The organism is Acetobacter ascendens (assembly GCF_001766235.1).
Lineage (GTDB): Bacteria > Pseudomonadota > Alphaproteobacteria > Acetobacterales > Acetobacteraceae > Acetobacter > Acetobacter ascendens.
Window position 1 is genome coordinate 1 of record NZ_CP015165.1, and the last position, 21031, is coordinate 21031.

At 51.0% G+C, this 21031-nt stretch carries 20 protein-coding genes and 2 pseudogenes; 17 read left to right on the forward strand and 5 right to left on the reverse strand.

Going from position 1 to position 21031, the window contains the following annotated elements; genetic code table 11:
* The first annotated feature begins 145 nt into the window (after positions 1-145).
* The 3 genes and pseudogenes from A4S02_RS15415 to A4S02_RS13940 all read left to right on the forward strand — a co-directional run bounded on the left by A4S02_RS15415 (position 146) and on the right by A4S02_RS13940 (position 2597).
* Positions 146-900, forward strand: a protein-coding gene (locus tag A4S02_RS15415; protein WP_087651418.1) for an IS5 family transposase whose coding sequence is annotated in 2 segments (ribosomal slippage) — positions 146-485 and positions 485-900 — 756 coding nt in all. Because the reading frame shifts where the segments join, the coding sequence is not laid out codon by codon here.
* Between the two features lie 14 nt (positions 901-914).
* Complete coding sequence (locus tag A4S02_RS15420; RefSeq protein WP_157885563.1) at positions 915-1298, forward strand: HPP family protein; 384 nt, start codon at positions 915-917, stop codon at positions 1296-1298.
* 219 nt (positions 1299-1517) lie between these two features.
* Positions 1518-2597, forward strand: a pseudogene (locus A4S02_RS13940) (IS5 family transposase).
* Positions 2598-2707: 110 nt separating this feature from the next.
* Here A4S02_RS13940 and A4S02_RS16210 read toward each other — a convergent pair.
* The 4 genes and pseudogenes from A4S02_RS16210 to A4S02_RS13955 form a co-directional block, all read right to left on the reverse strand.
* Positions 2708-2887 carry a hypothetical protein gene (locus tag A4S02_RS16210; RefSeq protein ID WP_228142523.1) on the reverse strand — a complete coding sequence of 60 codons (180 nt, stop codon included), beginning with the start codon at positions 2885-2887 and terminating at the stop codon, positions 2708-2710.
* A gap of 124 nt (positions 2888-3011) precedes the next feature.
* A pseudogene (locus tag A4S02_RS16215) lies at positions 3012-3164 on the reverse strand (DUF1275 family protein); the annotation flags it as partial.
* A complete protein-coding gene (locus tag A4S02_RS13950; protein WP_070324289.1) occupies positions 3164-4375 on the reverse strand; it encodes a cation:proton antiporter in 1212 nt (403 codons plus the stop codon). The pseudogene A4S02_RS16215 and the gene A4S02_RS13950, both read right to left, overlap by 1 nt.
* 178 nt (positions 4376-4553) lie before the next feature.
* Entirely contained in the window at positions 4554-5939 is a 1386-nt protein-coding gene (locus tag A4S02_RS13955) for an IS1380 family transposase (RefSeq protein ID WP_070324290.1), read from the reverse strand.
* A 949-nt stretch (positions 5940-6888) separates the two neighbouring features.
* Here A4S02_RS13955 and A4S02_RS13965 point away from each other — a divergent pair.
* From A4S02_RS13965 to A4S02_RS13985, 5 genes are read left to right on the forward strand one after another with little or no spacing between them, the layout of a single operon-like run.
* Positions 6889-8502, forward strand: coding sequence for a class I SAM-dependent DNA methyltransferase (locus tag A4S02_RS13965; protein WP_070324292.1), 1614 nt, complete (start codon positions 6889-6891; stop codon positions 8500-8502).
* Positions 8502-8903: a nucleotidyltransferase substrate binding protein gene (locus tag A4S02_RS13970; RefSeq protein ID WP_070324293.1), complete on the forward strand. Its 402-nt coding sequence runs from the start codon at positions 8502-8504 to the stop codon at positions 8901-8903. The genes A4S02_RS13965 and A4S02_RS13970 overlap by 1 nt, the downstream gene beginning before the upstream one ends.
* A complete protein-coding gene (locus A4S02_RS13975) occupies positions 8900-9199 on the forward strand; it encodes a nucleotidyltransferase family protein (protein WP_070324294.1) in 300 nt (99 codons plus the stop codon). The genes A4S02_RS13970 and A4S02_RS13975 overlap by 4 nt, the downstream gene beginning before the upstream one ends.
* A 10-nt stretch (positions 9200-9209) precedes the next feature.
* Entirely contained in the window at positions 9210-10469 is a 1260-nt protein-coding gene (locus tag A4S02_RS13980) for a restriction endonuclease subunit S (protein ID WP_082246881.1), read from the forward strand.
* Positions 10466-13645 (forward strand): type I restriction endonuclease subunit R, encoded by a 3180-nt coding sequence (locus tag A4S02_RS13985; RefSeq protein WP_070324295.1) that lies wholly within the window; start codon positions 10466-10468, stop codon positions 13643-13645. The genes A4S02_RS13980 and A4S02_RS13985 overlap by 4 nt, the downstream gene beginning before the upstream one ends.
* 16 nt (positions 13646-13661) lie before the next feature.
* Here the strand turns inward: A4S02_RS13985 and A4S02_RS13990 are convergent, their stop codons facing one another.
* On the reverse strand, positions 13662-14060 hold the full coding sequence (locus A4S02_RS13990) for a hypothetical protein (protein WP_070324296.1): 399 nt from the start codon (positions 14058-14060) through the stop codon (positions 13662-13664).
* A 70-nt stretch (positions 14061-14130) separates the two neighbouring features.
* Between A4S02_RS13990 and A4S02_RS13995 the strand changes: the two genes are divergently transcribed.
* From A4S02_RS13995 to A4S02_RS14040, 9 genes are all read left to right on the forward strand, one after another.
* Complete coding sequence (locus A4S02_RS13995; RefSeq protein WP_070324297.1) at positions 14131-14328, forward strand: AbrB/MazE/SpoVT family DNA-binding domain-containing protein; 198 nt, start codon at positions 14131-14133, stop codon at positions 14326-14328.
* The gene (locus A4S02_RS14000) at positions 14328-14741 is read left to right on the forward strand and encodes a PIN domain-containing protein (RefSeq protein ID WP_070324298.1); all 414 of its coding nucleotides are present in this window, start codon (positions 14328-14330) and stop codon (positions 14739-14741) included. Before A4S02_RS13995 ends, A4S02_RS14000 begins: the two co-directional genes overlap by 1 nt.
* Before the next feature lie 250 nt (positions 14742-14991).
* Positions 14992-15696 (forward strand): DUF6538 domain-containing protein, encoded by a 705-nt coding sequence (locus A4S02_RS14005; RefSeq protein ID WP_070324299.1) that lies wholly within the window; start codon positions 14992-14994, stop codon positions 15694-15696.
* A gap of 39 nt (positions 15697-15735) precedes the next feature.
* Positions 15736-16560 (forward strand): IS5-like element IS12528 family transposase, encoded by an 825-nt coding sequence (locus A4S02_RS14010; protein WP_082246882.1) that lies wholly within the window; start codon positions 15736-15738, stop codon positions 16558-16560.
* Positions 16561-16586: 26 nt separating this feature from the next.
* On the forward strand, positions 16587-17489 hold the full coding sequence (locus A4S02_RS14015) for a tyrosine-type recombinase/integrase (RefSeq protein ID WP_070324301.1): 903 nt from the start codon (positions 16587-16589) through the stop codon (positions 17487-17489).
* Entirely contained in the window at positions 17486-18151 is a 666-nt protein-coding gene (locus tag A4S02_RS14020; protein ID WP_070324302.1) for a hypothetical protein, read from the forward strand. Before A4S02_RS14015 ends, A4S02_RS14020 begins: the two co-directional genes overlap by 4 nt.
* A 131-nt stretch (positions 18152-18282) precedes the next feature.
* The gene (locus A4S02_RS14025; protein WP_070324303.1) at positions 18283-18975 is read left to right on the forward strand and encodes a hypothetical protein; all 693 of its coding nucleotides are present in this window, start codon (positions 18283-18285) and stop codon (positions 18973-18975) included.
* A 15-nt stretch (positions 18976-18990) separates the two neighbouring features.
* A protein-coding gene (locus A4S02_RS14035) for an IS3 family transposase (protein ID WP_099046905.1) occupies positions 18991-20177 on the forward strand; the annotation gives its coding sequence in 2 pieces (ribosomal slippage) (positions 18991-19261 and positions 19261-20177; 1188 coding nt in all).
* A gap of 130 nt (positions 20178-20307) precedes the next feature.
* Positions 20308-20916 carry a hypothetical protein gene (locus tag A4S02_RS14040; RefSeq protein ID WP_070324306.1) on the forward strand — a complete coding sequence of 203 codons (609 nt, stop codon included), beginning with the start codon at positions 20308-20310 and terminating at the stop codon, positions 20914-20916.
* Positions 20917-21031: the final 115 nt, after the last annotated feature.

Sequence of the window (21031 nt, forward strand, 5' to 3'; positions counted from 1 at the left end):
TCAGGGGCATTAGCATATTTTACGCATTACCCATTGCTTTTTCCTACGGCGTGTCGTCAGTTAAGCCCTGAGAGTGGCACGTGAGGGTTGTACTTTGTGTCTGCGTGTGCTGACTGTTTTCCCGTTTTTTTGGGGAGACAGACAGATGCGGCGCTATAGTTTACGCGATGACCAGTGGGAGCGGATAAAGGATCTTCTTCCTGGTCGAGAAGGCTATGTCGGCGGCACTGCGGTGAACAACCGTCTGTTCGTGGAGGCGGTGCTGTATCGCTATCGCGCGGGTATTCCATGGCGCGACCTTCCTGCCCGTTTCGGTGACTGGAAAAACGTGCACCGGCGTCTGCGCCGCTGGTGTGAAAGCGGCGTCATCGAACGGATATTTCGTTATCTGGCCGCTGATTACGACAACGAATACATGATGATCGACAGCACAATTGTCCGAGCGCATCAGCATAGTGCCGGAGCTCTCAAAAAAGGGGCACGGATCAGGCCATCGGACGATCACGAGGCGGGCTAACTACAAAGATCCATGCCATCTGCGACGCTCTGGGCAATCCAGTGGAACTCGGCATCACACCGGGACAGGATGCCGATATCACCCAGGCAGAACCACTTCTGGAAAACATCGAACCGGATGCTTTCCTTGCTGACAAGGCGTATGACGCGGACAGGTTGATCGATCGGCTGATACAGCGCGGGATTACCCCGGTCATCCCGCCAAAACGCAACAGAACGACACGACGGAAAACCGATTTTTCTCTCTACCGCGAACGGAACCTTGTTGAGAGGTTCTTCAATAAACTCAAGCAGTTTCGCGCTATCGCAACCCGCTACGATAAACTGAAATCGACCTTCCTCGCAGCCGTGCAGTTCGCCTCAATCATCATCCTGCTTAACTGACGACACGCCGTAGCTTGGGGCCAACTATTTTTATTCATATTGTTACGCCACAACAGGACGCTTCAAGAGTTTGGAACACACTGGCAGGGCATGCAATCGGGATCATTGCTGCGGTGTTCTCTTTGTGGATATTTGACGCTTTGGCAGCCCCCGCTGCTATGAGTATTGACCACATTACTTGGAACCGTATGGCTGCGAGTGTCCTGGCGATATCCCTGACAGTCTTGGGGCAGGGCCTTTGTAAAGCAAATCATCCTCCCGCAGCAGCAACAACATTATTGCTGAGCTTGGGCGGATTTCATTCAGATATAAAAACTATTAGCGTAATATGTATAGGTGTTATTATTTCGACTACCGTTTCTGAAGTTTTTCAAAAATTTATGGCATATAAAAAATAAGAAAAATTTTTACAGCTTAATAGGATTACTTAATTACAGTCAGGGCACCCGGCACAAAAAAGCGCCGGGTGTTTTTTGTTTAATTCGCAATTTTGTTTGCGATGACAGGCACGAATGTTTTGTCAGGAACAACAACACCTGGAGGGTTCTAAAAACCCCCTGGTTTTGAGGTCTTCTGTATGATTCTATTTCTTCTGCGTTGATTGAGGGAATGGCGATATGAAGCAGCCTGGTTTCTTTGATGTTGAAGAGCGCCTTGCCCGGCTGAGTGGGCTTGGCGATCAGCTCGAAGCGTTTTCCCGGACTGTGGATTTTGAAGCGTTCCGTCCTGATCTGGACAAGGCCCTGGCGTATTCCGATGGAAGCAAGGGCGGACGACCGCCATTTGATCCTGTGCTGATGTTCAAGATCCTGGTGATCCAGACGCTCAACAATTTGTCTGATGAGCGGACGTAATATCTGATCAACGATCGCCTCTCCTTTATGCGTTTCCTTGGGCTGGGACTTTCAGATCGGGTGCCGGATGCCAAAACGGTCTGGCTGTATCAAAAGCGTCTGACCCAGGCGGGTGCGATCGATGGGCTGTTCATCCGCTTTGATGCGACCCTGCGTAACGCCGGGTATTTGCCGATGTCAGGCCAGATCCTGGATGCCACGCTGGTAGCGGCTCCGAAGCAGCGGAACACCAATGCAGAGAAAGCGGATCTGCGAGCAGGCCGTATTCCTGAAGACTGGCAGGACAAACCCGCAAAGAGGTCGCATAAGGATCGTCATGCGCGCTGGACACTGAAGTTCACGAAGGCGAAGCGGCAGGATGATGGAACCATGCCATCCAGCGATCTCGCCATCCCGTTCTTTGGCTATAAATCGCATGTTTCCATCGATCGGAAATACCGGTTCATCCGCAAATGGAAAACAACGCATGCCGCTGCCAGTGATGGCGCGCGATTGAGAGAGGGGCTTCTGGATAAAACCAATACGGCCTCAAGTGTCTGGGCCGACACGGCCTATCGCTCAAAAGCCAACGAAGACTTCATGGAAAAGCAGGGCTTTGTCTCCAAGGTTCATCGCAAAAAGCCGCATCTCAAGCCTATGCCCCGGCATATCCAGAAATCAAATGCTGGAAAGTCGGTCATCCGCTCGCGTGTCGAGCATGTCTTTGCCGATCAGAAGTCACAGACGGGGCTGTTTGTCCGGACTGTCGGTATCAGTCGAGCCACCATGAGGATCGGGCTCGCCAATATCGTCTACAATATGCGCCGCCTCCTCTTCCTCGAAAGATTGAACGCGAGCGCATAGCCATCCAGCGAGAGGCAACTCCCAATCCGCTCAAAACGCAGACTGGACGCCATCGCAAAAACCGTCAATCAAATCGCCAAAACCCAGAAATTACCGGCCAAGCACATCAATCAAGGGTTCTTCGATCCCTCCAGGTTTGTTGTCACGACGATCGTGGGCATGGGCGTGCCGGAGAATTTCGCGATCGTTTCGCCCTGCACGGCCAGAAGCGCCGGAAGCACGAGAAATTCTCCCCAGTAACGCAGGGACGATCCCTGAACCGCCTGCGCCAGAACCATGAAGATCGTCATGACCATGACCCCGCAAGCTGGCGACCATAACAGCCGCATCAGGCTGGCCAGAATAGCGGCAAGAAAAAAATACGCCCAGCACACCCATCAGAAGCAGGCTGTGCTGCCAGTTCCCACTGATAAACGAGGCACCCATATGCGTGGTATTGCCGGTCATCGCGCCGGCAAAGACACCGCTCAGATCGACGAAACTCAGGGCATCCACATAGCCTGCGACAAGCCCGAGAATGAGAACCCGCCGGGCGGAAATCGAGACCGGGAGAAGGGAGGAGGGCATTATTGCGACCGGGAAGCGATTGACGGATAGAGCCTGCGGGCGACCCGCTCCATGGTCAGACCCTGCACGATGATGGTGAACACCACGACACCATAGCAAACAGGCAGTAGCAGGTCGCGCAGGTCTCCGGGTGGTAGGCCAAGCGCCAGAGAAACCGAGATGCCGCCACGCAGGCCGCCCCATGTCAGGATGCCGAGGACACGGCCCCGCTCCCACTGCCGGAGATGAACCGGCAGGGTGGAGAACAGCACACTCAATGCCCGCACGGCAATGGACAGCGGGATCACGGCAAGCGTCGCCAGAACCGTGAACAGATGCGGCGTGATCTCCAGTATTTCAAAGCCGATGAGCATGAACAGCAGGACGTTCAGCACTTCGTCAATCAGCGTCCATGCAATGTCGAGTTCCTTGCGCGATACTTCATCGAAAATGGAATGGCTGTAGCTGGTTCCGAAGCAGAGACCGGCCACGACGACAGCAATCGCACCGGACATCCCCAACTGATTGGCGATGCTGAAGGTTCCGGTCGCCAGAGCCAGCGAGGTCAGCAGATCAATATGCGGGTCACGCTGTCCCTTGAGCACACGAAGAGCAATCCACCCGGTTATCGCTCCAAGAAGACCACCACCGAGCGCTTCGCGGCAGAAGCTCATGGCAATCTCAGAAGCGCCCACCCCTTGACTGTCTCCAGTCGCCAGCCCGATCGTCACACCGAAAATGACGACGCCCACGCCGTCATTGAACAGGCTCTCGCCCGCAAAGACGGCCTGTAGCGGTCCTGGCAGTCCCAGACGTTTCAGCATTCCCACGACCGAAACCGGGTCTGTCGGAGCGAGAATGGCGCCAAGTACGATGCACCATGTAAAGGGAACGGCGTGGCCCAGCAGCGGGAAAACACACCACGCCGCGACCGCCAGAAACGCCACGGCCAGAACGGTTCCCAGAATGGAGAGAGCGGTCACAGACATCAGCTTTGCTCGCAGATGCCCGGCATCCACCTGCATGGCTCCCGCAAAAAGCAGCAGCGACAGGGCACCGTTCAGAAGTGCCGCAGGCAGATTGATCGCGCCGAGTACAGACCGTGGGAGAGCCTGAAGGTCATAGGCCGGGATCAGAGGGTTCAGGATCATGACCAGAAGCGAGGTCAGCAATGAGAAGACCAGAACGCCGATCGTGACAGGAACACGCAACGTATGGTGGTTGACGCGAATTTCTCACACTTGAGGAAATTTTGGGTTATTTTGTAGAATTCAGTCATCCCACAGGAGCCCGATCTGGAATATTGACGATATTCTGCTTCTGGCGGCGGGTTCTGAACGCAGTGAGGGTGTCACGGCCTGAGAAGGCAGTGTTGGTGGAAGCTATGTGGTCTGTGCGCTGTCTGTTTCTTCAGATGGCCTGCCGGAGCCTTCGCAATCGTGCATGAGCGAGGGCGAATTCATGCTGACAGGGGAACATGTCCGGCATGGACAGGACAATCCGACGGACGCTGAGCGTTACACGTGTCGCGATTTTGAGCAGTCGTGCGCGTATGGTGCCACAGGTCGCCGTCTCCAGGCTGGTCTGGCCAAGGGCCAGTCTTTGCAGAGCGGTCAGCAGGACATAGGCAGCGGCCGAGAACCACAGCCGGAGCTGGTTGGCCCGGATGGTGTGGGACGAGGTCCTGTCTGAGAACAGATCCATCTGGCATTCCTTGATGCGGTTTTCCATATCCCCGCGTGCGCAGTAAATCTGTTCGTAGAGATGGCGGGGGTCGGACATTCCCTGCGGTAGCGTGGTGACAATAAAGCGATGATAGCGGTTGCCGTGGCGCCATTCGGCCTTGGCCACGACCCGCCTGCGGCGCGTCCAGCTGTCCTTTGTGATCCAGTCAAAGGAGGCGAAACCGCGCGCAGCTCTGCCTGTCGTGGCGGCTTCGTCACGAACCTCAGCGGACAAAGAGGCAATCCGGTCATACAGGCGGGTGTTGCCTGCAAGCCCGAACAGGAAGTCAACGTGGTTGTCTTCGCACCATGTCATCAGACTGTCCCGGGCGAAACCGCTGTCCCCACGCACCAGGATACGCACCCGGGGCCAACGGCTCCTGATCTGCTCCACGATCCGGCGGATGTCTGCCAGTGCTTCCTTCCCCGGGTCCCTGTCTGCCGTGCGCAGGGTAGCGCTGAGGAGATGGTCCCCGCAGAAGACATACAGGGGAAGATAGCAGTTATGGCCGTAATATCCATGAAAGGCGCGGCCTTCCTGATGGCCATGGATACGGTCATCGGTGGCATCCACATCCAGAACGATCCGGGCGGGTGCGCGCTCATGCTGGTCCATGAAAAGCGTCACGAACAGGGTAGCCAGGGCCTCATGATCAGCAATGATGCGGCAGTAACGATCTGCCTGCTGCCCACTGCGCTCCAACCGGTTCAGCGTGGATTTGCCTGCCAGTGCCGCACAGTTGGCCCGGCTTCCTGACAGACGTCCCGATACCAGACCCATGACAGGATCATGACGTAAAGCGTCATGGTCATTAAGGTCTTCATAGCCCAGTGCCAGGCCCATGATCCGCTGACGGACAAGGTCTTCAACCCGGTATTCCACAAAGGCAGGATGCCGCTCATCGCGAAAACATGCAGCAAAGCGGCGGCTGAACCCCAGACTATCATCGACCTGCTTTACCAGAATGACGCCCCCATCCGAACTCATGCGACCCCCGTCAAAACGGGCTACAACACGCCGTCCATAGGAGGCTGGAAATTCATACGCGCCTGCGCTACACTCTGTCTGCATCGGGTTTTCTTATAGCTTACGAAAATTTCTTTTACACAAAATAGACTTTTTCATAATCTAACCCGATGTACAACCCTTCCGTGAGATTTCCGCGTCGATTATCTCCCGAGGCCTCAACCGCCGCTCTATTGGATGCTGAAGCAGTCAGACTGGAAAGCCGCTTTCCATTATACGCCAGCCATGCTGCCAGTTCCGCTGGCAGTCGGCATCATCATGCTGGTTTCAGTAGTATTGTCTGATCATCAGTTTTTTGAGGACCGGGTTTTCTGGGATCCTTCAGAATGTCAGATTGCGTGTGAACCACTCACGCCAGAGACTTATGTGATGTGGCTACATCCGAAAGTAAGATCATGGGGACGATGCCTCATAAGTGCACCGTTTGGTGTGTAGCGTCTCATGTCTAATTTATCGTCAATCAATGGATTTTTATCATTAACTTCTGCATTTTTATCGCGATTAAATGGTTTTTTCGGCGACAAAAACGGCAGTCAGCGGCGGATTATCATTATCTTCTGGTTTCCGAAAAAACCTTTCTTTTCCGTGCGCCCGCCTACTTGCGATAAGTGGAATTATCGCAAGTAGGTGGGGGGAAGGGGGGCGGATTTTCGAAAAAAGATGGAGTTTGAAGTTAATGGCCTTATAGAGTAAATCAAATAGAAGCTCACCGTTGAATATTGCACCATTACGAGACCGCTTATCTGTGTCATTTATCGTATCAATGGAGTTCAGCTTTTCTCCGCAAGTTGATTTCACGAGCAATAGGATTTGAGAGCATTTGCAGGATCTGTTCCATGTTCGCCGATAAGCTTGATACCAATACGATCAGTACGTGGACTTTGACGGTTACCTTGTAACGGAAACCCACAATCCCGCCCTTCCTACTCGACCAGACGCCTAGAATAGGCCAAAATGCAGCTCTATTTTGTTGTCATATTAAGGCTTTGTGTTCATGCCACGCGGTCGTCCACGTAAAAACCCTGATGCTGCCCCTGCTCCCAAGAAAACCACCAAGGTGAGCAAGGCCAAGGCCGCGACCGCAACACTGGGCTTTGAGCAGCAGATGTTTCTGGCGGCTGACAAGCTGCGCAAGAACCTTGAACCCTCAGATTACAAGCATGTGGCCCTTGGCCTGATCTTCCTGCGCTACATCTCCACTGCATTTGAAGCCCGGCATGCTGAACTGATGCTGGAAGACCCGGCAGCAGCGGAAGATCCTGACGAATATCTGGCCGAGAATATCTTCTGGGTGCCGGAGACGGCTCGGTGGTCTCATCTCAAGGACAATGCCCGCTCGCCCAATATCGGCAAGATGATTGATGAGGCCATGCTGGCCATCGAGAAAGCCAACCCGGAACAGCTCAAGGGCGTGCTACCAAAGGATTACGGACGCCCGGCCCTTGATACCGTCATGCTGGGTGAGCTGATCGACCTGATCTCCGATATCGGCATGGGCGATACGGACGATAAGGCGCGGGACGTGCTGGGCCGGGTGTATGAATACTTCCTCGGTGGTTTTGCCGGAGCCGAAGGGAAGCGTGGGGGTGAGTTCTACACGCCTTCCAGCGTGGTGCGCACGCTGGTTTCCATGCTCGAACCCTATAAGGGCCGGGTATATGACCCCTGCTGTGGGTCTGGTGGCATGTTCGTGCAGTCCGAACGCTTTGTGGAAACCCATGGCGGTAAGCTGGGTGATATTGCCATTTACGGGCAGGAGAGCAACCACACTACATGGCGTCTGGCCCGCATGAACCTTGCGGTGCGGGGTATTGGCGCGGACATTCGCTGGAACAATGAAGGCAGCTTTCTGCGTGACGAGCTGAAAGACCTGCGCTTTGACTATATTCTGGCCAACCCGCCCTTTAACGTGTCGGACTGGTGGAATGCTTCCTTGGAGGAAGACCCGCGCTGGCAATATGGCAAGCCGCCTGCGGGCAATGCCAACTATGCGTGGCTCCAACATATTCTGTGGCATCTGGCCCCAGATGGCACCGCTGGCGTGGTGCTGGCCAATGGCTCCATGTCCTCCAACCAGAACAGCGAAGGCGATATCCGCCGCCGCATGGTGGAAGCCGATGTCGTGGACTGCATGGTGGCCCTCCCCGGCCAGCTTTTCTATTCCACCCAGATTCCGGCCTGCCTGTGGTTCCTCACCCGCACCAAAAACCCGAAGGGCTGGCGGGACCGTCGCGGGGAAATGCTGTTTATCGACGCCCGCAAGCTCGGCACGATGGTCGATCGCACCCGCCGCGAACTGACGGACGAGGACGTCGCCCGCATCGCCGACACCTACCATGCCTGGCGCGGCGAGCAGGACGCGGCCCCCTACGAGGACGTTCCCGGCTTCTGCAAGTCCGTCACGCTCGACGAGGTGGAGCAGCACGGCTTTGTGCTGACCCCCGGCCGCTATGTGGGAGCAGAGGAAGCCGAGGAAGACAGTGTGCCATTTACTGAACGCTTCGCAGCCCTTGAAAAGACCCTGAAAGAGCAGTTTGCGCAGGGAGAAACCCTGAATGCGAAAATTACCGCCTCCCTGAAGCTGATCGTGCAGAAGGAAAGTGCGTGATGCTGTATCTCACCCCACTGGAACGCGCTTTGAACCGGCTGAAGGAGGGCTGGACCCGCCACCTTGCCCACCCAGACGATGAGCAATTACGGGACGGCCTGATCCAGCGCTTCGAGTTTACCTATGAACTCAGCCACAAGACCCTGAAGCGCTTTCTGGAAGCCAATTCTGCCTCGCCCGAGGAATATGACCGCATGGGCTTTCCGGACATGATCCGCTCCGCCAATGAGGCTGGACTGCTCAAAAGCGCGTGGCCCCAGTGGAGCGTATTCCGCAAAATGCGTAACCTAACCAGCCACACCTACAATGAGGCCACAGCCAAACAGGTTGTGGCCACCATTCCAGATTTTATCGCAGAAGCCGAGTTTCTGCTGGCCACGCTGAAAGAGCGCACGGCGTGACAGGGCAGATCGACATCACACCCGAAGAACGGGCCATTGCGCTGCGGATACTCAACGAGATTGTGCCCGATCGTGAAGTGCGGGCTTTTGGATCGCGTGTCACGGGTAAGGCCAAACCGTTTTCTGACCTTGATCTGGCGATTATGGGTGATGAACCTTTACCCTTGGAAACGCGGGCACGGTTGGAAGACGCTTTCTCAGAGTCAGAACTGCCGTGGAAAGTGGATGTGTTGGATTGGGCTCTAGCGGATAATGACTTCCTCCATCACATTCAAATTTTTACAAAATTAAATTAAGAGAATTGCAATGAGAGCATCTCACTGGTCAGAAAAGCGTGCTGAAGATTTTTGCTTGAGCGTTCGAGATGGAACCCATGACTCTCCCAAGCCAACTGCATATGGAAAAAAACTCATAACTTCTAAAAATATTATTGGCAGCCATATAAGTTTAGAAAATTCTTACAGAATTTCTATAGAAGATGCAGAAAAAGTCGATAAGCGAAGCCTCGTTGAGCAATGGGATGTCTTAATCAGCATGATTGGAACTGTTGGTGAGGTGTGCCTAATAAAAGAAAAACCCGATTTTTCAATAAAAAATATTGGCTTATTCAAAAGCAAAGGAAAAGAAGAGGGAGTATATCTCTACTATTACCTCAAATCACAGCTAGCTAAAAATTACATAGAAAACAGATTGGCTGGAAGTACGCAGAAATATATATCACTCACTGAATTACGAAATATACCAATAAAATATCCGAAAAATAGGGAGGAAATGTGCGCTATTAACTATGTGCTTTCATATCTTGACGACAAAATCGACCTCAACCGCCGGACGAACGAAACGCTGGAAGCCATGGCGCGGGCGTTGTTTCGGGACTGGTTTGTCGATTTTGGCCCGACACGGGCAAAAATGGCCGGAGAAGCCCCTTACCTCGCCCCAGAAGTGTGGGAACTCTTTCCTGATATGCTGGATGATGAAGGGAAACCAGAGGGATGGGAAGTCCGACCCACTGGAGATTATATTAAAAATCTAGATTCCCGCCGCGTTCCACTTTCATCTGCACAACGAAGAATACGACAAGGCAAATACCCATATTATGGAGCCGCCTCTATAGTCGATTACATTGACGATTATATTTTCAATGGGACATATCTTCTCGTCGGCGAAGACGGAACAGTGCAAACAAAATCAGGAAACCCTGTAACTCAGTACGTACATGGAAAAATATGGGTTAATAACCACGCCCATGTCCTTCAAGGCGATAATGGTGTTTCGACAGAACATCTCCTTCTTCATTTCTCGTATGTATTGATAGAGCCTTATATCACAGGAGCGGTGCAACCAAAGGTATCTCAGAAGAATATGAATTCTATCCCATTCATTTTTTCATCAGAAAATATAAACTCTCACTTCCAAAAAGCAGTGGAATCATTTTTTAATAAAATACTTACCAATGAAGCAGAAGCTCGTAATCTCGCCCGACTTCGAGACCTCCTCCTTCCCAAGCTCATGTCAGGCGAAATCAGCATCCGGGATGCCGAAAAGATGGTGGACAACGCGGCATGAGCTTTCTGTCCGAAAACGAGATTGAAGACTGGGCCTGCGATATTCTGCGCGAATGTGGCTACACCATTATCTGGGGGCCAGATATTGCCCCCGGTGGCAAAAAGCCCGAGCGTGCATCGTTATCGGACGTCATTCTGGAAAAACGCCTGCGGGCAGCCATAGACAGGCTAAATCCACCCCTTCCCCAAGCCTCGCGCGATGAAGCCCTGCTGGCCCTGATCCGCGAAGACACACCCGACCATGTGGACGAAAACCGCCGCCTGCATGACTATCTGGTCAATGGCGTGCCGGTGGATGTGGTGCGCGAGGATGGCACCCAGTCTGGCGACCGGGTGCGCCTGCTGGATTTTGAGAACCCGGAGAATAATGACTTTCTGGTCGTGCGCCAGTTCGTCATTGAAAAGGACGAAGCCAACCGCAGGCCAGACCTTGTTCTGTTCGTCAACGGTATGCCGCTTGGGGTGATTGAACTCAAAAGCCCCAGTTCCGAGAACGCTACGCTGGATTCAGCCTGGAACCAGTTCCAGACCTATCGCAGCCTTATTCCCTCTCTGTTCCGTTTCAATGAAGCGTTGATGATTTCGGATGGCGCCGAGGCCCGCATTGGCTCACTGACCGCCGACCGTGACCGCTTCATGCCATGGCGCACTGTGGATGGGGAAGAACTGGTTGCAAAGAATCATGAGGAAATGGAAACCATGCTGCGCGGTGTGTTTACGCCTCGCTGGTTTCTCAACCTGATCCATGACTTCGTGCTGTTTGGCGAGAAAAACGGCAGCCCCATCAAAATTCTGGCAGGCTACCACCAGTTCCATGCCTGTCGAAAAGCCGTGGCGCAGACCGTGCGGGCTTCTGCCCCAGGCGGAGATCGCAAGGTTGGCGTGGTGTGGCATACGCAGGGGTCAGGCAAAAGCCTGCTCATGACTTTCTATGCTGGTGTGATTGCCCGCCACCCGGAGATGGAAAATCCTACCATCATTGTCCTGACAGACCGCAATGATCTGGACGACCAACTCTTCGCCACCTTCTCCGGCGCACAGGCCCTTTTGCGCCAGACACCGGAGCAGGCGGACAGCCGGGAAGATTTACAAAAACTGCTTCGGCGCAGCTCGGGTGGTGTGATCTTCACCACCTTGCAGAAATTCCAGCCCAAAGAGGGCGAAACCAGCCTGCCCATGCTGACCGATCGGCGCAATGTGGTGGTCATGGCGGACGAAGCGCACCGCAGTCAGTATGGGCTGGAAGCCAAATTCGACCGCCAGACGGGCAAGGTCTCCTACGGCTTTGCCAAATACCTGCGCGATGCCCTGCCCAATGCGTCCTTTATCGGTTTTACCGGCACCCCCATTGAAAATGCCGATGTGAACACTCGCAGCATCTTTGGCGACTACATCGACATTTACGACATCGCACAGGCTGTCGAAGATGGTGCAACCGTGCCCATCTATTACGAAAGCCGCCTTGTGCGTATCGAACTGGATGAAGACCTCAAGGAAGAGCTGGACGATGAACTGGCCGATATTGTCGAAGGGCTTTCTGAAAACGAGGAACACAAGCTCAGCCAGAAATACTCTCGCGTGGAAGCACTGGTCGGCTCGGAACCCCGCCTGCGCCGGATAGCCGAAGACCTTGTGACCCATTTTGAAAACCGCCTGACTGCCCTTGAAGGCAAGGGCATGATCGTGGGCATGAGCCGGGCCATCTGTGTGGCGCTCTATAACGAGATCATCCGCTTACGCCCCGCATGGCACAGTGATGACGATAATGAAGGAGCCATCAAGGTGGTGATGACCGGCAGTTCATCCGACCCTGCCGGGTTCCAGCCCCATATTGGCAAGAAATCCAAAGCCCGGCGTGAACTGCTGGCAAAGCGCATGAAGGACAATAACGACCCGCTCCGGCTTGTCATTGTGCGCGACATGTGGCTGACGGGTTTTGACGTGCCTTCCATGCACACCATGTATGTCGACAAACCCATGCGCGGGCATGGGCTGATGCAAGCCATTGCCCGCGTCAACCGCGTGTTCAAGGGTAAACCCGGTGGTCTAGTGGTGGACTATATCGGTCTTGCCCAGAACCTGAAGGCAGCTTTGGGCGAATACTCCGCCGGAGACCGCGAACAGGTCGGCATTGATGAAGGTGAGGCCATCCGCGCCTTGCAGGAACGCTACGAAGTCGTGCGGGCCATGTTCAATCCCGGTCAGGCGGGTGGGTTTGACTACCGCCCCGCCTTGCAGGACGGCGCGACACCCAAGGCCAAGCTGTCCATCATGGCGGGAGCGCTTGACCATATTCTGGGCCAGCAGCAACGCGCCATGGCATCCGCGAAAAATGACGAAGAGCGTAAGGCCGCCCAGAAACGCTACCCGGATGCCGTCAAGGCACTCTCTGTAGCTTTTGCGTTGGCTTCTGCCAGTGATGAGGCCGCAAAGCTACGTGATGAAATCGGGTTTTTTGAAGCTGTCAGGGCAGCACTGGTCAAGAGTGTGAGCAATGGCACCGATGGACGGAGTGCGCAGGAGCGCGAACTGGCCATCAGGCAACTGGTCAGCAAAGCGGTCATTTCCACTGACATCATCGACATCATGGAAGCCGCAGGCATTGGAAAGCCTGATATTTCCATCCTCTCGGACGCCTTCTTGCAAGAAGTGCTGGAAATGCCCCAGCGCAATCTGGCCATTGAAGCGCTCAAAAAACTGCTGGAAGGCCAGATACGCAGCCGAACCCGCTCCAACATCACGGAAGCCGAAGCCTTCTCACAACGGCTGGAACAGGCTGTCGCCCGCTACCATGCCAACGCCCTGACGTCCGCTCAAATTCTGGATGAACTCATCCGCATGGCACGTGACATGGCCTCCGCCCGCGACCGGGGCGAAGAACTGGGCCTGACACAGGAAGAAATCGCGTTCTATGACGCGCTGGCCCAGAACCAGAGCGCCAAGGAAGCTATGGGCGACCCCAGCCTACGGGTTATCGCCACAGCACTGGTGAAGACCATTCGGGAGAATGCCACAGTGGACTGGACCGTCATGGCGCAGGCACGCGCAAAAATGCGGACTTCAGTCAAACGCCTACTCCGGCAGTATGGATACCCGCCAGATATGGAGGCGGAAGCGGTGCAGCACATCCTGCGTCAGGCGGAGCAGTTTGCGCCGGTATGGGCTGGACAGAAATAGCAGTCGGCTGTGACCATCATGTAGGAGGACATTCCACCTCGTATTCATATTCGGAGCGCGGTTGAAATCTGGCTTTGTAATCACACAAGAACTCATCAAAGTAGATAACAGTCCACTCTGGCAATTCGGCCTTAATGGCACGGGCTATTGTTAACCCTTCCTCTGAAAATGCTTCCAGATCAAAGGGTGGACTCTCTTCATTAGGTGGGAAATCATAGTCATTGTAACGATCTGCCCATGCCAAGAGGCGCTGACGGAGCGTGTCTGTAATGGGTAACTCATCAGGATCGGCAGGGCATCCGTTCCGCTCCCAGATACCTTCACAACTATATTCCCCCATAACCCGAACCCATTTTGTTTTTGTAAAATCGTCTTCCTGAGATACAGGAAGACCATCACTGTCGTTCGCGCTCATTTAACTATAATCCTCTTGTTTTTTGATATACATAAATATAAATTGTTTATCTGTTGTGGAGGAGATTCTTATGCAAGTGTCCAAGTGGGGTAACAGTCTGGCTGTCCGAATTCCCTCGCATATTGTCAAACAACTGGGTCTTCAGGAAGGTGACAATGTGGAAGCTCTTTTTACACGCCTCAAATCCAAAGAAGAAGCTCTTCGTTCCTTGAAAGAAATCGGAAAGAAACTGCCTTCCGGCTTTCGGTTTGAACGCTCAAAAGACTGATGTCACTCTTTCTGGATACGAACATCCTTCTCTATGCCATGATGGAAGAAGGAACAGAAAAGGCTGGTATTGCTGACAGTATCCTTCTGCATCAGGACTGCCATATCTCGGTGCAGACACTCAACGAAGCAACCAATACGCTAAGACGCAAAACTAAACTTCCGCTAGACGACATCAAAACCCTTATCTCGGATTTCCGGGGACTGGTCACAATCCACCCCATCACAGAAACCGTTTACAGTCGGGGCTGGGCCATCATTGAACGCTATGGACTCCAGACTTACGACGCCATGATTCTGGCCTGCGCCATAGAAAACGGTATCGAAACCCTATTGTCCGAAGACATGCAGAATGGTCAGAAGATTTTTGATATGGTGACAATCATTAACCCCTTTCAGAAAGCCATAGATTAGGATTAAATTGATTTCGCCACGTTCCCAGATTGTTTAACCAACGCAGGGAACAAAAATACCAACCAGAAGACAGCGCGTCGCATTCTTTTTGCTGTTTCAATGGGTTAAGAAAGTGTCACTGCGGGTTGATGCAGGTTCGAGTCCCGCAGTTCGCACCACACTAAAGCATTGAAAATACTGGGTTTTTCAGGTTTCCCCCAACCTGAGACCCAGTGTTTGCTACACCGGGTTGCTACACCAGTGGCTCATAATGCTGATTCGCAGACCATCAGGATACTCATATCGCCAAAAAGTCCCTCTTCCGATTCGGGCTTTTCTGGGAAAACGTGAGCTATGGATAGCTCTGGATACGAACGATAAAGCTCTTGCAAAAAATCGAGCTTCTGCGATTTATATATTGACAAATAAATTATTTTCGGAATTGAAAATCGTGTCTAAAGAGTTATCTCAAGATGAGAACGACATCATAAGAGATATCATTGATGCACGGTTCAAGCCGTTGTTCGATGAAGTGATAGCAAGATATGAGACTGAGCTATCAAACCTGAAATCCCAATATCAGCTTATGAATGCCGAACACCTATTCGCACGGATTGAGCAAGATGATGAGTTTAAGAAATTTGCAAAAGATGCCACTGATGGAGTTAGTAAAATTCAGGGATTGATGAAGGATATCCCTGATTTGGATATCAGGAAGAAAATGACCGATATCGTTGGTCATTTTAATAATATTGAATCATGGACAAAGCCCAAGGAACCGCAGAAATCTCCATTATTCTCTGACGCATCTGAAGCCTTTATCCTAGCATCATCCAAAGGATGGAAAGATTCAGACTTCAGAGCATATCGCAGTTCTATTAAAAGATTTTTGGAATGTTGCGGAGATAAAGAGATACGGCTTTATACGGGTGCAGATGCTGGACGATTTAAGAGCCCTTTTGGAAATTCGCTATGATAGGTTTTCAAGAGGTTTTGAGCGTGATTCAAAGGCAGGATGTGGACGCCAGCACAACGAGGCCGCATGGCCGGAATTACACGCAAGACGAAACGCTATCCGTCTGATCTGACAGATGAGGAATGGGAGCGCATAGCGCCTCTGATGCCCCCTGCGAACCGGCGTGGTCGGAAACGGACAACCGATTTCCGTGAGATCATCAATGCTCTGCGCTATCTCGTGCGCTCAGGCTGCGGTTGGGAGATGCTTCCGGTTCATTTTGGCCCATGGCAAACGGTTTACTGGTGGTTCCGCAGGCTGATGCGCCGTTTCCTGTTCCAGACCATTCATGATGTCTGTCTGATGCTCGATCGTGAAGCGACAGGACGCGAAACCAGTCCATCGGGTGGTGTCATTGATAGCCAGAGTATCAAGGCACCCCACGCAAAGACACGTGGTTATGACGCAGGCAAGAAGATCGTCGGTCGGAAACGTCACATCGCAGTTGATACGGATGGCCGCCTTCTCCTGGTCCAGCTGACAACAGCCGATATTTCGGACAGTGCAGGAGGACAGATGATCCTTGATGCCATTCGTAAACGCTGGCCTTGGGTGAAGCACCTGTTTGCCGATGGAGCCTATGACCGCCTCCAGTTGATGGATAAGGCCACTTTTCTCGACTTCACAGTCGAGATCATCCGGCAGTCAGAGACAGCAAAAGGGTTTGAAATCCTGCCGCGTCGGTGGGTTGTGGAACGGACCTTCGGTTGGATGATCCGCTGGCGTCGCCTTGTGAAGGACTACGAACAGCGGATCGACGTCGCAGAGGCCATGATCCACATCGCCATGGGAAGCCTCATGCTACGCCGAAACGCTCATCCGTGAATTTCCAAAAGGGCTCTAAGGAACTGATGGAACAGCTTCCAGAAAATTACGGTCGTAATACTAAAGATACACGGACTGTTCCGCAGTTAGTTAAGGAAGCCAATAAGAAAAAATTAAAGCGGGTATCAGGAAAATCTGTTAAGAATCACTTCTCCAAAATGTCTTCTATATGGAGATATTATATTCTCCGTGATTTAGTAGATAAGAATATTTTTATCGGCTGGAACTTTGACACGAAACAGAAGGTAAAGCGTGTCAGATGGTCAGATGAATATCTTGAAAAACTTATCAACGCATCGTTCGATATCTCCACAACCATATCAAAAGAGACATATGCCTACGTTGTTGGAGTTGGCTCTTATACGGGTATGCGTCTTGAAGAAATCTGTCGCATCCGCATTGAAGATATTCAGGACATTAAGGGTATCCCTTGCATTATCATCCAGGAGCATCAGCCAGAAAAAGGGAAACCTTGGACAGCATGGAACCCGAAGAGCGAAGCTGGTGCCAGAGTTGTTCCTATAGCTCAAAAACTTATTGAAGCTGGCTTCTTGGATTTCATTGAAAAAGCTAAACGGATGAAAAGCCGTTATGTGTTTTCAGAATTAAAATTTTCAGGAAAAGATAAAAAACGCTCAGGCTTAATCCAGAGAAATTTCTCAACGCATAAATCCAGGTTGGGCATCCCTGCCACTACTGTTTTCCATTCCTTCCGCCATTATGTCTCAACAAAATTGCGGAACATTCACGAACATGGTGAAGGTGGATTGCGTGAGGTTTGGATTGATAATTTTCTGGGACACGAAGGAAATAATCGCTCTGTAGGGAATACTGTTTATCTGGATGAAGTCGATGTTGAAAACCTTAAAACCGTCGCTGATAGCGTCGTATATCCAGATTTTTGGAATGTCAGGAAACTCATACAATGACACTGGAAGACCAAGAGATATATCTTCTTCAGCACTCGTTGTACTCTCTGGAAGAAGAATATGCGGGACTTTCCTGCTCATGGGAATCTTATAAAGTTTTCCACGAAAAGTATTATCTAACACATAAATACGAAAGTCTTCATTCAGACTTCTCGATTGATATCATCACAGGAGCCCTCGTAAGAGATTCATGGGCTTGCATGATGCGTATATGGGACAAAAAGAGTAAAGGATATAATAATATGAATATGTGCTCTTTTTATAATGCAGCATCAAAATTAAAATACGATACACATATAAATTCAGATGAGAGATTATTTTATAAATCAAAGAAAATTATAAGAACTATATACAATCACAACATACGTATTGTGGGTAATATAAAATACATAAGAAATAATTTTTTATCACACAAAAATATTGGTGACGAAAAAGAAATCATCGAATTAAAGGACGGACGTAGGTTAGACCAATTCCAAATTAACCACTCAATCGACGAATTCGATAACCTTTACCTAAAAACAGAAGAAATTATATCTTCGTGTCATGAACTTTTTGGACGGAAACTTAATAAACAAAATTTAGAAATGGCTAGAACTGCAAGCATAAAGGGTACAGATGAATTAATTGAAAAAATCTTATACGAACAAAAAAAGGGATAGATTTCTCTATCCCCTACAAATCCATGATATACTACTTTAAGACCAATCAAAATAAACATCAGGAATGTGTATGACTTTATAATAACACATACTCCTGACGTTTTGGAAAAGTTTTTGGCGTAAGGAGTATTTTGAGCTATGAAAAATTAGAGCAACACATACATGAAAACAGTGTCGATACATATGACACGTTAAACGCTCTTCATCCATTCTATCGCTATAAGCTATATCAGAAAATCAAAGAAAACAGCCGTTTATCAGATGATTGCGATGCTTGTGAATGGGCTCTTAATGTCATCAGAATGCTTCCAAGGCTGAAAAAATCCGTCGTTGATACGTTCGAATTAGTATCTTTTTCCCATGAAGAAATTAGAGAACTCTACGGAATCACAGGGCAAAAGTTATCAGCCAAAGCCAATAAAGCTCGTATCAACATACGTAAAATTTTAGACATTTCTAAAGATGATGATGAAGTTCAACAGCAGTTTAATGATGATAAGGCCAGTCGATATAAGTCTATAAAATATGATGGATTTAGTGTTCAGGATTCCATTAATCGGAAAAAGAAAAACAATAAAGCAAGAGACTGGGCTATCTCTGAATGCCTGGAAGCATCCGCACGATTAGCAGGATTAACACCTTCCCCATATGACTCAGGATATTTTATTTCCCTTACGCTACCTGGGATATATCATTCAATGACCTTCGAAAAAACGAATGATGAAATCAATCGCAGACTCAACGGCATCAAACGCGATGCCGAACGAGCTGATAGAGGTGGTCCCCATTTTTCGGACAGGGCGATAAGCTATCATCTGGCCTGAACGAGGACGGGTTTTATGGGCAAGGTTACGCGGAAACGGTATGCGGCGGAGTTCAAATCACGGGTTGCCCTGGAGGCGATCCGTGGGGAACTGACGCTGGCGGAACTGGCTTCGAAACATGGGGTGCATCAGACGATGATCGCCCAGTGGAAACGGCAGGCGATCGAGGGGATGGCGGCGACCTTTTCCGGGAAGACGGTGTCTGAGCCCCCGGTCAGCCCTGCTGATGTAGAGAAACTGCACGCCAAGATCGGCCAGTTGCTGGTGGAACGGGATTTTTTGCGGGATGCCTCTGCTCGGTTGGGCGTGATCAGAGGCGGCAGATGATTGACCCGAAGAGAGCATGCCTGCCGATAATCCGGCAATGCACGCTGCTGCAACTCAACCGGTCGGGCGTCTACTATCGGCCTGTGCCACAGAGCGAAGCCAATCTGGAGCTGATGCGGCTGATCGACGCCCAGTTCCTGGAAACGCCGTATTATGGCTCACGGCAGATGACATGGCATCTGCGCCGCCAGGGACATGAAGTGGGCCGCAAGCGGGTCCGGCGGCTCATGGCGATCATGGGCCTGCGGGCGATCTACCAGAAGCCGCGCACGACCGTGCCCCATCCGGAGCATCGGAAATATCCATATCTGCTACGGGATCTGGTCATCAATCGGCCTGACCAGGTCTGGTGTTCCGATATCACATATATTCCCATGAAACGGGGATTTCTCTATCTCGTGGCGATCATGGACTGGTTCACGCGCAAGGTCCTGTCCTGGCGTCTGTCGAACACAATGGATGCGGAGTTCTGCGTCGAGGCACTCCGGGATGCGCTGGTGCGCTACGGCTCCCCGGAGATTTTCAACACGGACCAGGGTTCACAATTCACGACGCCCCGGTTCACCGAGGTTCTGGAACGACGCCAGGTTCGCATCAGCATGGATGGGCGCGGTCGCTGGCTGGACAACGTGTTCATCGAGCGTCTGTGGCGGTCGCTGAAATACGAATGCGTCTATTTGCACGCGTTCGAAACCGGATCGGAGCTACGGGCCGGGCTTGGCAGATGGATCGCCCATTATAACGAAAGGCGTCCGCATACGGCGCTGGCTGGACGTACGCCCGATGAGGCGTATCATGACGTGCCGACGCCATCTGGTCCGGGGTTAACCCCGGACCAGATGGCCAACAGCAACGCCGTCAGAAGGGCGGCATAACAACAACCGGGTATAGCTTATCAAGCCCACAAAACTGTCCGAACGGACGGGGCCACCTCTCTTTTCGGCTTGCTTCTAGATGAGTCGATCACTAATGTATTAAAATAATCATAAATTAGGATATTCACTCATGCTAATTGATCGATATCAAAATTATCTAAATGATAGAATTTTAGAATTAAAAACTGCTCAACATATTAAGTCGAAAGACGATAGGCTAAATGGTAGCATATGGGATTTCGTTTTAATGGGTTGTTTAGTAGAACTGGTAGCAAAACTTAATTGCGTTGATTCAATAAATACCTTTGAAAAAGTATCAAAACTATTTGATGAAAGATTGCCAAAATATAGAGCGCCGTTTTATAATACCCCTGAAAAAATAAACGATGTCCCCGAACAAATATATATGGTTATGCGATGTGGATTAATACATTCCTTAAGCTTAATCCCAGATAAAAAAGTTAAAGATAAAGACATATACAAAAGGCACTGGCGAGAAGTTTCACTAGTATTAACCCATAGAGGAAACCATCTGAAAATGGGTAAAACCCCCCATAATGGTTCCTTGGTAGAGGTTTGCCAGCTTGATTACAGTACTATGCTTGATGACATGCAAACTGCGTTAGACGCAATTTTCCAAGATGCCAAACATGATACTGCTCTCTCATCTCATATTGAAAAATTTGTGAAAGAAAATCCGACTTTGAGCTTTGTTCCCTTCCTCCCTCAGGACACTTGAAAGTGTAGCAGATTTTGCTACACTCATACGCTACACCGCTTGAAAAATCTTTATGTTTTTCAACGCTTTAAGGTGCTGTTGTGTGGACTTGTGTAGTTTCGAGTCCCGCAGTTCG